At 64.8% G+C, this 13,181-nt stretch carries 13 protein-coding genes; 2 read left to right on the top strand and 11 right to left on the bottom strand.

Annotated elements, in window-relative coordinates; genetic code table 11:
- The first annotated feature begins 118 nt into the window (after positions 1–118).
- Positions 119–1,360, top strand: coding sequence for an ATP-grasp domain-containing protein (locus tag CH274_RS00535; protein WP_094630393.1), 1,242 nt, complete (start codon positions 119–121; stop codon positions 1,358–1,360).
- Positions 1,361–1,401: 41 nt separating this feature from the next.
- Positions 1,402–3,390, top strand: a complete 1,989-nt coding sequence (locus tag CH274_RS00530; protein ID WP_094645848.1) for a hypothetical protein — start codon at positions 1,402–1,404, stop codon at positions 3,388–3,390.
- A gap of 57 nt (positions 3,391–3,447) precedes the next feature.
- On the opposite strand, the gene CH274_RS00525 is transcribed toward CH274_RS00530, so the two are convergent.
- The 11 genes from CH274_RS00525 to CH274_RS00475 form a co-directional block, all read right to left on the bottom strand.
- Positions 3,448–3,663 carry a DUF2945 domain-containing protein gene (locus CH274_RS00525; RefSeq protein WP_032395999.1) on the bottom strand — a complete coding sequence of 72 codons (216 nt, stop codon included), beginning with the start codon at positions 3,661–3,663 and terminating at the stop codon, positions 3,448–3,450.
- Positions 3,664–3,725: 62 nt separating this feature from the next.
- Positions 3,726–4,739, bottom strand: a complete 1,014-nt coding sequence (locus CH274_RS00520) for an alpha/beta hydrolase (protein ID WP_230596878.1) — start codon at positions 4,737–4,739, stop codon at positions 3,726–3,728.
- Positions 4,740–4,832: 93 nt separating this feature from the next.
- On the bottom strand, positions 4,833–5,969 hold the full coding sequence (locus tag CH274_RS00515; protein ID WP_045196790.1) for an RNA polymerase sigma factor: 1,137 nt from the start codon (positions 5,967–5,969) through the stop codon (positions 4,833–4,835).
- Between the two features lie 8 nt (positions 5,970–5,977).
- Positions 5,978–6,385, bottom strand: coding sequence for a YciI family protein (locus tag CH274_RS00510; RefSeq protein WP_045196792.1), 408 nt, complete (start codon positions 6,383–6,385; stop codon positions 5,978–5,980).
- Positions 6,386–6,480: 95 nt separating this feature from the next.
- A complete protein-coding gene (gene fbaA, locus CH274_RS00505) occupies positions 6,481–7,503 on the bottom strand; it encodes a class II fructose-bisphosphate aldolase (RefSeq protein WP_094656509.1) in 1,023 nt (340 codons plus the stop codon).
- 8 nt (positions 7,504–7,511) lie between these two features.
- A complete protein-coding gene (locus tag CH274_RS00500) occupies positions 7,512–8,546 on the bottom strand; it encodes a LacI family DNA-binding transcriptional regulator (protein WP_094645778.1) in 1,035 nt (344 codons plus the stop codon).
- Between the two features lie 45 nt (positions 8,547–8,591).
- Positions 8,592–9,242, bottom strand: coding sequence for a nucleoside/nucleotide kinase family protein (locus CH274_RS00495; protein ID WP_045196796.1), 651 nt, complete (start codon positions 9,240–9,242; stop codon positions 8,592–8,594).
- A complete protein-coding gene (locus CH274_RS00490) occupies positions 9,232–10,155 on the bottom strand; it encodes a PfkB family carbohydrate kinase (RefSeq protein WP_094656508.1) in 924 nt (307 codons plus the stop codon). Before CH274_RS00490 ends, CH274_RS00495 begins: the two co-directional genes overlap by 11 nt.
- The gene (locus tag CH274_RS00485; protein ID WP_032396006.1) at positions 10,136–10,918 is read right to left on the bottom strand and encodes an ATP-binding cassette domain-containing protein; all 783 of its coding nucleotides are present in this window, start codon (positions 10,916–10,918) and stop codon (positions 10,136–10,138) included. The genes CH274_RS00490 and CH274_RS00485 overlap by 20 nt, the downstream gene beginning before the upstream one ends.
- Positions 10,915–11,904: an ABC transporter permease gene (locus tag CH274_RS00480; RefSeq protein ID WP_032396007.1), complete on the bottom strand. Its 990-nt coding sequence runs from the start codon at positions 11,902–11,904 to the stop codon at positions 10,915–10,917. The genes CH274_RS00485 and CH274_RS00480 overlap by 4 nt, the downstream gene beginning before the upstream one ends.
- A 41-nt stretch (positions 11,905–11,945) precedes the next feature.
- On the bottom strand, positions 11,946–12,944 hold the full coding sequence (locus tag CH274_RS00475; protein ID WP_032396008.1) for a substrate-binding domain-containing protein: 999 nt from the start codon (positions 12,942–12,944) through the stop codon (positions 11,946–11,948).
- Positions 12,945–13,181: the final 237 nt, after the last annotated feature.

Below are 13,181 nucleotides of genomic sequence, written 5' to 3'. Positions count from 1 at the left end.
CTGCGTACGGCGGGTTCGTGATCCACCGTCACCGACAGGGGTGCCGAGCGACCGTTTGCGCCTCTGTACGGTGGAGCGAAGGACCTCGACCGATGAATCATCAAGGGGAAGGAACTTCATGGCTCAGCCAGACAGGCTGGAGAAAGACCCGAACAAAGGTTTCGTGGCCCTGCTGGGCTGGAGTTTGGCCGCAGTGGAAGCACTGGACAAGTTCGATCGGCGCTACGTGGTCGTCGCTCCGGAGTGGGCCGAGGCGTACTGCACCGAGCACGACATTCCGTACCTCCCGTGGAACTTCGAGCGACTCAACGATCGCTCGCTGGAAATCGCCGAGACCCTGCAGGCCAAGGGCGTCGACGTCGCGATTCCGTTGTACGAGGAGACAGTGGAGTGGGCCGGTGCCATCAACTCGGTGTTGCTCGGCAACCCACGCCTGTTCGGTCAGGCAATGCTGTTGCGCGACAAGTCCTTGATGAAGCGCCGTGCTCAGCTCGGCGGCATTCGAGTGGGCATCTTCGAGGAAGCCCACGACCGTGAGGACGTCATTCGATTCCTCAAGCGTGTCAACCAGACGCTGCTCAAGCTCGACGGCGATCCCAATGACCCGATTCATGTCAAGGCCTTCGACAAGGCAGGTTGCCTCGGCCACCGCGTCATTCGCACCCCTGACGAGGTCGACTCCATTCCCGACGAGGAATTTCCGGCGCTGATGGAATCGCACCTCGACGGCTGGGAATTCGCGGTCGAAGCATGGATTCACAACGGCAAGATCAAGTTCCTCAACATCTCCGAGTACGTCAGGCTCGGTTACTCGGTGTTCGTCCCGGCCACACCGGAACTGGAGAAGTACCGCGAGCAGATCACGGTGCAGATCGAGAAGCTGATCAAGGCCTTCGACATCGAGTTCGGTTTCATTCACCCCGAGTACTTCGTCACCAGCGACGGCGAGATGTACTTCGGTGAAGTTGCTTACCGGCCACCGGGTTTCAAAGTCTTCGAGCTGCTCGAGCGCGCCTACGGCTTCAACGCGTACCAGGGCCTGGCATTGGCGTTCGACCCGAAGACCACCGAGGAGGAGATCGACGCCTTCTTCCCGAGGGAGGTGGTCGACGCCACCGGTCACGCCGGATGCTTCGGCGTCTACCCGCGGCGACGCGTCGTCAGCGATCTCGTCATCCCCGATGTCACCGCAGACGACGACTACTACGAGACCAACGACCTGTCCGCTCCGGTCGAGGAAACCGTCACCAAGAGAACAGCATTCGGTACTCACTGGGGCCTGCTGTACTTCTTCGGCGAGGACCCGTACCGAATGCGTGATCTGCTCAGGCAACAGGAAGAACTGGACTTCTACGTGTGAAGCAGCAACTCGGCAACGACCACGAACCATCGACGCAGACGATGAACGACTCTGCACCGGTCGACAAGGCTCTGGTGTCACGGCTGGCCCAGCTGGACCACGCCACCGAGGCGCTGGCCGGAGCACCCGAGTTCAGCAAGAACACCAAGGTACGGCGGGTGCTCGACGGCCTGCATCGAGTGTTGTTGCAGCCCGGCGGTTGCAGCGCAATTCGCGAACGCGCCGCGATGCTCGAGCAGGCCGGACTGTTCGCAGGTACCGACTGGGCCCAGCCGGACATTCTCGTCCCGGCGTTCGTGGGGCCGAGCCTGCGCAGCGGCAACGACGACACCGTGGTGCTCGAGGCGACCAGCGAACTGCGCATGATCGCGATCGTCGCGGGTGAGTACGAGCATCCTGCCGTGACCGCCGAGGAGGCTCGGCGATTTCTCTCGCAGGTTCTCGCACTCAACCTCGACGTGCTCTTCACACCGCCGTCGGAATCGGAGCGAGTTCGATTGGGCCGCACCGCGCATCTGATTCGTGATCTGTTCGGCTACGTCGCGCAGCAGATCGGGTACGACAGCGTGCTCGACGAGTTGGTCGAGGAGATCTGGCGGATTCTGCGCCAGCGTCCGATTCAGGTGGACACCATCAAGGCGATGGTCACGCGCATCGCCATCTATCGCGACGACCCGACCGTGGACCTCGGCAACTCCGGGCAGGGCCTCGATCGATTGATCACGGCGCTGTTCGGCACCACCGATGCCTGCCGCGAGGACCCGGGCGTCGAGGTGTACCGGTCTCGGCTCGAGGCGATGGACGTCGAGGCATTGCAGTTCGAGGCCCGTGGATTCGCGCGGGCCATGCACGACACCGGTCTGGTCTCGCCGTACCACGCGACGCTGACGCAGTATCTCGTCGACCATTACTCGTATGTTCTGCCCGAGGCGCTCGGTCTGTCCGATACCGGCCGGACCTGCCTGACGCGGTATCCCGAACTGGTTCATCGCCTCATCGAGGAGACGGTGTATCCCGAGACCGCGCAGTGCCTCTACGGATTGGCGCTGCTGCTCGATCGGGGAATTCTGCATCAGCCGCCGATCGTGCCGTCCCTGTGGCGCCAGATCTCGCTGAAACTCGCTCCCGCGGTGCGGGAGCGACTGATCACCTCGTTCGGGCCCGTCCCCGCGCCGGAGTCACGCTTGCTCGGGGGTTTGCTCTCGATGCTCGGGCAGCCCCTGGGCGTCGGCCAAGGCGACAACCCGACGTGTCAGTCGGCGCGGGCGTTGTCGATGTGGGCCTACAACGATCCCGACTACTTGCTGCAGATGGTGGTGTGGGCGGCGCGTGACGAGGAGATCGTCATGCACTTCGAGGGCCAGTCGATCTCGTCGACCGAGAGCGTCAGCGGCGTCGCCACGTCCGATCCGGTTGACCTCGATCCCGCGTCGCTGTTGTTGGTTCCGCACCTCGACCGCATCTACGCCGAGATGGTCCGCCGTTGCGCCGATCGTCCCGGTGATCCGCACCGCTGGGTCAACCCCGAGTTCCACGGCTGGTGGTCGGCACGCGAATTCCACATCGACGTCGACGTCGCGACCGGCAATCTCGTGGACCTGGACGTCTTCCTGCGGCAGTTCTACGCCGCGTACCACCCGGAATACAACGGGCACCAACCGTTGATCCATCCACAACCGGCCGGTGTGGCCGTAACCGACAGTGCGGCACGGTATGTGGGATGGCACGCCATCACGATTCTGCGGGTGTCCGCAGACCCCGACGGTGTCATGCGGGTGTACTTCTTCAACCCGAACAACGACAGCGGGCAGGACTGGGGCGACGGCGTCGTGGTGGGTACGGCGGGCAACGGCGAACGCGCAGGCGAAGGTTCGCTGCCGTTCGACCAGTTCGCCTCACGGCTCTACATCTTCCACACCGATCCACTCGAACACGGCGAGCCGGAGAGAATCCCGGCCGCAGACATCGAGCGGATTCGAGGCTACATCGAACGGAGTTGGGGCGCAGAACGTTCGGTGCCTCAGGCCTGAGATCCTCCGATGCACCCGAGGCCGTGCACTCGGGTGCATCGAAAGAGCCGGGTGTCGTCAGTCCTTCTTGTCGAGCGCGTCCGGCTTGTGCACCGCGTCCTTACCCGACTTGTCGCTCTCGACCCGGTACTGCGGGTCGTCCTTCGACGCCTTCACGGTCCGGCCTGCGGCTTCGGTATCGGAGGTGATCTTCTCCACCACTTCGCCCTCGGTCTTCGTTCCGTGGGTCTGCCATTCGACCTTGTCGCCCTTGTGCAATTCGTCCTTCGACATGTTCGAGTCGTCCCTTCGTCGGTGTTGTCCACCGACGCGTACCCGCGCCGGTGTCGGCGCAATCACCTGGTTCCCAGAGCAGGTGCCAGCGTGGTGAACCACGCCTCGCGTAGCTGATCCTCGAACAGCGGCCAGGTGTGCGCGCCCTCCTCGCGCATGGACACCGTCGCCGGCACGTCGGCTCGGCGCAGAGCGTCGACGAAGATCGACGTGCAGTGGTTGACCATCGCTTCGACCGCCATCCCTCCGAAGGGCGGGATCGCGCCTTCGGGAATGCGATCGACAGGCCCCGGGAGTCCGCGGGACGAACTGACGTACACCGCGGTTCCGCGCAGCCGCTCGACGTTGAGCGATGGGTCGTGATCGCGCCATCCCTGGCTTCCCGGTAGCCCCCACATATTGAAGGGATTGTTGAGTCCGCCGGCGATCATCGCCGATATACCCGCCGTGGCAAGCGGAGTGGACGGTGCCGGACATCCACTGAAGGACGCGGCCGCGTCGAACACGTCCGGGGCCTGGATCGCGAGGTCGAGTGCCGGACCACCACTCATCGACAGCCCTGCCACGCCGCGCCTGCCGGTCGATCCGTAGGCTGCGTCGACGGCGGCGGGCAGTTCGCGGGTGAGGTAGGTCTGCCACTTGTTGCTGCCGAGCACCGGATCCGTTGTCTGCCAGTCGGTGTAGAAACTGAACCGGCCACCGATCGGTGCCACCACGGTGACCTTCTTGTCGAGGAAGAACTTCTCGACGCCGGAATTGTTGAGCCAGCCCACGCCGTCCTCGTTGCCGAGCGCGCCGTTGAGCAGCACGAGAGTGGGTGCTGGTCCGTCGTCGGGGGAATGCAGCACCTCGTTGGATACGACGCGATTCATGGACGGGGAGAACACGTTCAGTACCGCTCGGGTCGCCGACACCTGATGGATGCCGACGGCGCCCGCAGCCGCGTCGGCCGACCCCGTGTTCCCCGGCAGCGCCTGCACCGACGCTCCGGTCATCAGCATCGACGCTACCGCCGCGGCCGCCACGACCGCAGCGGATCGAGTCCGCTTCTTCCTCTTCTGCCCCACACGTAACATCAGCACCACACGAGGGTCGCACGAATTTCGCTTCCTACCGCTAACGATCGGATTACGAAACCGATCGGTCCGTTCGCTTGCTCCCAGGAGGGCTCACTCGGCCCGGATCCGCGCGGCCTGCAGCGTCAGGTGGTGCCGCTCGGACATCGACGACGCCCTCTCGGCTGCCTGCACGTACAACTCGGCGGCACGCTGCAGATCACCGGACTTCTCGTGCAGGTACGCGGCCGCTGCTGTGTGCCGCGGGACGGCCGAATCGACCTCGCCCAGTGCCGCAAGCCCCGCCGCCGGACCGTCGGCCTCCCCGATCGCCACCGCTCGATTGAGCCGCACGACGGAACTGCCTGTGAGAGCGAGCAACTCGTCGTACCACTCGACGATCTGCACCCAGTCGGTCTCCTCCACACGCGACGCGTCGGCGTGCAGGGCGGCGATGGCCGCCTGCGCCTGGAACTCTCCCAACCGATCTCGGGCGAGCGCAGTCTGCAGAATCTGCACTCCCTCCGCGATCAGCGTTGTATCCCAACGAGATCGATCCTGCTCGGCGAGAGGAATGAGGTGACCGTCGGGCCCTGTCCTGGCCGAACGGCGTGCGTGGTGAAGCAGCATCAGCGCCAACAGTCCGGCCGTTTCCTCGTCGTCGGACAACCTGGCCAGCTGCCGGGTCAACCGAATCGCCTCGGCCGCCGGATCGATGTCCCCGCTGTACCCCTCGTTGAAGACGAGATACAGCACCCGTCGTACCGTCCCCACATCACCGGGGGCGTCGAAACGCACGTCGCGCACCGTGCGCTTGGCTCGGCTGATGCGTTGCGCCATGGTCTTCTCCGGCACCAGGTATGCCTGCGCGATCTGCCGAGTCGTCAATCCCCCGACGGCACGCAGAGTCAGTGCCACCGCTGCCGCCGGACCGAGCGAGGGATGCGCGCACAGGAAGAACAACTGCAACGTGTCGTCGACGCCGCCGACACTGCCGGGATCCGGTTGGGCGGCGACTCGATCCTCACGTGCTCGTCGCGCGTTCTCGGAGCGTTGCGCGTCGAGAAATTTCCGCCAGGCAACAGTGACCAACCAGCCCTTCGGGTCGGTCGGTGCTTCGGAGACCCACGTCGAGATCGCCTCGAGCATCGCTTCCTGCACAGCATCCTCGGCCGCCGCGAAATCTGCTCCGCGGTGGACGAGGACGCCGATCACCGCGGGCGTCAGTTCCCGCAGAATCCGTGGATCCACGACGGTCGTCAGTCGGCGATGGTGGGAGGTGCCTCCATGAACGGACGCAGTTCGAGCCACTCGTCGATCGGCTTCCCACCGGCACCGGGCGCTGCCGACAGCTGCCCTGCCAGCTCGAGCGCGCGTTCGTAGGAGTCGACGTCGATCACCATCCAGCCTGCGATGAGGTCCTTCGTCTCCGCGAACGGGCCATCGGTGACCGGAGGCTTCCCTTCCCCATCCGAGCGCACCCACGTTCCCTCGGGGGCCAGAGCCTGCGCGTCGACGAATTCGCCGGTCTTCTCGAGTTCGGCGGCGAAGTCCTGCATGAACTCGATGTGATCGCGCACTTCGGCGGGTGTCCACCGGTCCATCGGGATCCAGTCGGCAGGCTCGGGGGCTCCGCGGTAGTGCTTGAGCATGAGGTACTTGGCCATGGTGTCTCCTGTCGTCCGATGCGGCCATTCTTGCCGCATTCGACCCTGGGACGGAACCGGTCCGCAGATTTCGACACGTTCGACGAAAAAGATTCTCAGCGCATCGTGCGACCTGCCGAGCCCAGCATCTGCGTCGCCTCGACCACCCGAGCCGCCATCGCTGTCTCGGCCGGCTTGCCCCACGATCGCGGGTCGTAGGCCTTCTTGTTGCCGTACTCGCCGTCGACCTTTAGGACTTGGTCGTACTTGCTGATCATGTGCCCGGCGATGGACCGGGTGAACGCGTATTGGGTGTCGGTGTCGATGTTCATCTTGATCACCCCGCTCGCGACCGCGGAGGCGATATCTTCTGCGCTGGATCCCGATCCACCGTGGAACACCAGATCGAGTGGGTTGTCCTTACCGGTCTCGGCTCCGACGACGGCCTGGATCTCGGCGAGGATTTCCGGGCGCAGGTGCACCGAGTCGGGGTTGTAGACACCGTGCACGTTGCCGAAGGTCAGGGCGGTCATGTAGCGACCGCGCTCCCCGGCACCGAGCGCGGCGATCGTGGCCCGAGCATCGTCGACGGTCGAGTACAGCTGTTCGTTGATCTCGTGCGAGACGCCGTCCTCCTCGCCGCCGATGACGCCGACCTCGATTTCGAGGATCGTGTTCGCCTGCATCGACAGATCGAGCAATTCCCGAGCGACACGCAGGTTTTCGTCGAGCGGCACCGCCGAGCCGTCCCACATGTGCGATTGGTAGAGCGGGTCGAGTCCGCGTCCGCGTCGGTCGATGGCGTCGGCCAGCAGGGGCCGCACCCAGTCGTCCAGATTCTCGGCTGGGCAGTGATCGGTGTGCAGCGCCACCGAGATCGAATAGTGCTGCGCCACTTCGTGGGCGTACTGTGCGAGCGCCTTGGAGCCAGCGAAGCGGTTCTGCACCGCATTGCCGGACAGATAGAGCGCCGTGCCCACCGATACCTGAATGATCCCGTCGCTCTCGGCCTCGGCGAAGCCCTGAAGGGCTGCGTTGAGTGTCTGTGAACCGGTGACGTTGATCGACGGGTAGGCGAACCCGCCCTCCTTGGCGCGATCCAGCATGGCGGCGTACTGGTCCGGACTGGCAATCGGCATGAACTGTCCTATCTTTCGGGTGCGGCCGGCACGTCGGCTCGAGGTGCACTGCAGCCGCAGGAATTTCGGTGGGTGAAGGTGGTCGGTACTCGGATCGATCGGGGCGCGTCCTCGTGTCCCTCGATGCGCCGGAGAACCAGGTCGGCTGCGGTTCGGCCGATGGTCTGCACGTCCTGAGCTGCCGCCGTGAGCCGAGGCTCGAACAGGTCCGACCACTCGAAGTCGTCATAGCAGACGAAGGCCAGGTCCGCCGGAATCGACAAACCTAGGCCTCGAACAGCTTTCAGCGATCCGATCGTCATCGAGTTGTTCATCGACACCAGGGCCGACGGCCGGTCCGGACCGGACATCAGCTCACGCACCAGAGACTCGGCCACCTCGACGTTGGACCGGCCGTCGAGAATCAGTCGAGGATCGAGTTCGATTCCTCGATCGGCCAGCGCGCGGGCGTAGCCGTCGAATCGCTCGGTCGTGGAGGAGATCCCTTCGATGCCGCGCACGATCGCGATACGTCGGTGTCCGGCGTCGAGGAGGTGGGTGGTGAGCTCGTGCGCTGACGCGTCGTTCTCCGGACCCACCTGATCGCAGGAGACGTCGAGCATCCGGTCGATCAACACCAGAGGCGTTCCACTGCGGACGATCTCGGGAATGGTCGAGAATTCGGAGCCCGCCGCGGGTGCGAGAATCATGCCGTCGACCTGACGGTCGAGCAACGAGTCCGTCACCCTTCGCTCGGACCTGGGCTCGTCGTGCGAATCACCGAGGATCAAGACGTAACCGGCCTCGGACAATCGCTGCTCGACGGCATGGACCAGGCTTCCGAAATACGGGTTGGTCAACGCGGCGATCGACAGTCCCACGGTGTGAGTCCGACCTGCCGCGAGCGATCGAGCGACGACGTTGCGGCGGTATCCGATCTCGGCAATCGCCGCGTCGACACGTTCCCGGGTGGCGGCATTGACGTTGCGAGTTCCGTTGAGCACGTGCGAGACAGTCGATACCGATACACCTGCCAATCGGGCGACGTCGTCCATCGTGGGCATGTCAGTCGGCCCAGCGCTGTCGTGTCTCGTGGTTCTGCGCAATCGTCATGTCAGCCGCAGGATTCGATCGGCGCGACGTGCGGTGGACCCGATCAATTCCGCGTTGCGTTCGTCCGATCCCAGTGCCCAGAACTCCGCGTCCTCGTGCGACTTTCCGTAGGCCTCGTGCCTGGCCACCAGCCGCTCGTGCCGAACTCTCGTGTGTGGAGCCAGAAACCAGACTTCGTCGATCATCGCCCGCGCCGCCGGCCACGCATCGGATTCCATCAGCAGGTAGTTGCCTTCGGTGATGACCAGCGGAACAGTCGACGGGACCGGGATGGAGGAACCGATCGACTCCTCGATCTCTCGGCGAAATCTCGGCGCGTACACGAGGGGACCACCGGGCTGCTGATCGTGAACGGCCGCGATCAACCGCGCGTATCCACCGTCGTCGAACGTGTCGTGGGCACCCTTGCGATCGAGCCGACCCAGTTCGATCAACACCTCGTTGGCGAGATGGAATCCGTCCATCGGAACCAGTACCGCGAGTTCGGGCCCGAGCGCGTCGACGAGTTGCTGTGCCACAGTGGATTTTCCGGCACCCGGTGCACCGGTCAGGCCTAGTATGCGCCGCTCACCCGGTACGGCCAGCTTTCGCGCCAGCTCCACGAGTTCGTCGAGGGCGGCTTCCTGTACGTCCTGGTCAATGCTCACCGTTGTCGCTTTCGAGTCCGTTGATGGAAAGTTCGCGTAGCCATGCTCTGGGGCCGATCACCGAGCAGCGCAGCGCGGCAACGTGAGCCGAGCTGTCGATGCGCTCGGCCAGCGAGCCCGGCTGCGTGCAGTAGTAGGCATACGCGCCGTGGAACGCATCCCCGGCACCCAGAGTATCGACCACCGCGACCGGCTCCACATCGACCGATCCGGTCGATCCCTCGGACCACCACTCGACGGGCTCGCCGCCGTGGGTGGTGACGACGGTCCGCACACCGGATGCAACGAGTTCCGCGGCGTTCGCGGCCGTGTCCGAGGTGCCGGGGGCGCGAAAGTCCGCCGAGCACACCATGTCCGTGGCGTGCTCGATCAGCTCGGTCATCACCGGTTTCCAGCGACCGGCGTCCACGACCAACGTGGTAACCCGCGCCGCCGCATGTTCCGCGGCGGCGCAGGCGATCAGGGGGTGGTGCCCGTCGACAAGAACGACGTCGGCACCGGCGACGACGGCCTCCAGCCCCTCCGGCGGTGAGGCGTCGGATCTCACGGCGTCGGCCGAGACGACCGATCGATCGCCGGTCGATTCGATCACCGTCACCGCCGAGACGGGCACCGATCTGCTCGAGCCCTCGGCCGCGTCGATCACGCGGACGCCGAACGCAGCCAGGTCCGCCTTCACCAGCGCGGCCACCGGGTCGTCTCCGAGTGCGGTGACGAGCACGGCCGTCCCGCCGAGCGCGGCAAAGGTGACGGCCGCGTTGGCGGCAGGACCTCCCGCCGCGACGAACTGAGCGCTCGAGGTGATCTTCTGGTTGGGTGCGGGCGCTGCCGACACTCGATGGATGACGTCGAGTGTCGCCAGCCCGACGAAAACACCGACCGGGCTTGTCGATTCAGAGCCCGGCGCGTTCATCGTCGGTCGGCTCCTCCGCGCCGGTCATGAGCGCGACGACCTCGGACATACTGCGGTTCTTCGGATCGACCACGCCCGCCCGCTTGCCGAGGCGGTGGATGTGGATCCGGTCGGCGACCTCGAACACGTGCGGCATGTCGTGGCTGATGAGCACCACAGGTATGCCGCGGTCGCGAATGGTGCGAATCAGATCGATCACCATGCCCGACTCTCGCACACCCAGTGCGGCAGTCGGCTCGTCCATGATGATCACTCCGCGGCCGAACGCTGCTGCCCGCGCTACGGCCACACCCTGACGTTGGCCACCGGAGAGCGTCTCGACCGCCTGGTTGACCGACTTGATACCGATCTTGAGGTCCTGCAGGTGCTTCGACGACTCCTCTCGCATCCTCGGCATGTCCAGCCGTCGAAAGAGACTGCCGCTGATGCCTTTACGCTTGATCTCGCGCCCCAGGTAGACGTTGGAGGCGATGTCGAGCGCCGGAATGACGGCCAGGTCCTGATAGACCGTCTCGATGCCTGCCGCTCGTGCGTCGCGCGTGTTCTTGAACGACACCGGCGATCCGTTCATCAGGATCTCACCCGAATCCGGAATGACAGCCCCGGCCAGAGCTTTGATGAGACTGGACTTCCCGGCACCGTTGTCGCCGATCACCGCCAACACTTCACCGGCCCGCAACTCGAAATCTGCACCGTTGATGGCCGTCACGCTGCCGTAGGTCTTGACCAGACCACGCGCTTCCAGAGCGAGAGGGGCGTTCACTGTGACCTCCGACGTGCGAATTGATCGACGGCCACCGCCACGATGACGAGAATGCCGGTCGCGATGTTCTGGTACAGGCTGTCGACGCCTGCCTGGGTGAGACCGTTGCGCAACACACCGACGATCAGGGTTCCGACGAGAGTTCCGATGACGGTACCGCGGCCACCGAACAGGCTGGTTCCACCGATGACCACCGCGGTGATCGTTTCCAGATTGGCGTTCTGATACGCATTCGGGTCGGCATTGGGGATTCGTCCGAGAGCCGCCCACGCCGCGATCGCCGCGATGACGCCGGTGACGATGTAGACCGAGAACAGCACGCGACCGGACTTGATGCCGGAACGGTCCGAGGCCTGCGGACTCCCGCCGACCGCGTAAATATGCCTGCCCCAGGACGTTTGGGACAACGCGTACCACATCACGGCGTACACCAGCAGCATCACCACCACGCCGTAGGTGGTGGAGAAGCTACCGACCTTGAACGAGGTGCCGAGAAAAGTCAGCGGCCCGCTCGGGACCTGATAGGTCTCGGATCCGGCCAACAGTCTGGTGGCCGCTTGAATCGCGGTGAACGTGCCGAGCGTGACGATGAACGGCGGCAGTCTCAGTACCGTCACCAATCCGCCGTTGATCGCGCCGAACGCCACGCACACGGCAAGCGTCGAACCCAACGCTACGACCGGTCCGTTCGCCCCGGCCGACTGTGCCATCACGATGGTGCCCATCACCGCGACCGCGCCGATCGACAGATCGATCCCGGACGTGAGAATGATCAGTGTCTGGCCGACGGCGAGAATGCCGACCACCACCGACTGCTGCAGAATCAGAGAGACGTTCTGCGGGTTGAGGAACGAGCTCGAAATAGAGCTGAACACGATGATGGCAATGACGAGCGCGGCCAACGGCCCGAGCAGCGGTTCACGCAGGACGGTTCCCACGTTGAACCGGCTCGGTGCCTTGGGAGGCGCAGCGGTTTCGGTACTCACTGATCAGTCCTCGTACTCGACGGCGGTCCGGGAATTCGCGATCAGCCCCAGCAATTCGCTTCGCCCCACGCGGTGTCCTGGGAATCGATTCCGGCAACGGGCTTGTCGGTGACGAGCTGCGAACCGGTGTCGTTGAAACCGCTGGGCTTGGTGCCGTCCTGCGCGAACTTCACCACTGCGTCGACGCCCTGCTCGGCCATCTTGGCGGGGAACTGCAGCACCGTCGCGCCGATGATGCCGGACTTCACATTCGCGATGCCGGTGCAGCTACCGTCGATCGACCCGATGGTGATCTGGTCGGCGCGACCGGCGGACTGGATCGCCTGGTACGCACCCGCAGCTGCAGGCTCGTTGATCGTGTAGAGAGCGTTGACGCCCGGAGCGCGCTGCAGCAGGTTCTCCATGGCGGTCTGCGCCTTGGTCTGATCACCGTTGGTGTTCTCCTGGCCCACGATCTCCGGCGAACTGTCGGTCAGACCCATGCCTTCGAGGAACCCGTCGTGACGGAAGGTGTCGACCGTGCCGCCCGCGGTGCCGTCGAGCATGATGACCTGGGGTGCGGTGGTGCCGAGCGTGCCCTTGACCCAGGCACCCTGGCTCACTCCGGCCGCCTTGTTGTCGGTGGCGAACGTGGCGTCGACCGCGTCCTCGGGGTCGGTTGCGGTGTCGAGGGCGATGACGACGACGCCGGCGTCACGGGCCTTCTTGATCGCGTCGAGGACTCCGGTGGACGAGTTCGGGGTGATCAGAATTCCCTTCACACCCTGGCCGACCAGGTTCTCGATCGCTGCGACCTGTCCTTCGTTGTCACCGTCGAATGCGCCGGCCAGAGCCACCAACTCGGCTCCGCTGGAATCGGCCTTGGCCTGTGCTGCCTCGCGGAGCTTCACGAAGTACGGATTCGAGTCCGTCTTGGTGATGAGCCCGACCTTGACGCTGTCCGAATCCGAACTGCTGCAGGCGGTCAGACCCAGCACGAGCGAACCGGCCATGAGCACGGTCCCGATCGTCAGCGCGGACTTCCGACGGTGATTGAACATGTGGACTCCCTTGTCCCCTGGCCACGCGGTCGCGTCGCTCGATTGCAGGAGCCTAGGACGCATACAAGCGCTTGCGCATGCGCTTTCGCGAAACGAACTCGAAGTTTGTTTCGGCCGACCGGTCAGCCGGTTCGTGACAGGGGTCACTCCATCGCCACCGGTCGTCGACGTCAGCCATCGTCGGCCCGCCCTCTGCTGCCGGTTCCCCGGTCCCTCGCTGCCGGTCCCCCGCTGCCG

It is taken from the genome of Rhodococcus sp. 06-418-5 (assembly GCF_002258285.1).
In the GTDB taxonomy this organism is placed as follows: Bacteria; Actinomycetota; Actinomycetes; order Mycobacteriales; family Mycobacteriaceae; genus Rhodococcoides.
This window is presented reverse-complemented; position numbering and strand designations above follow the sequence as displayed.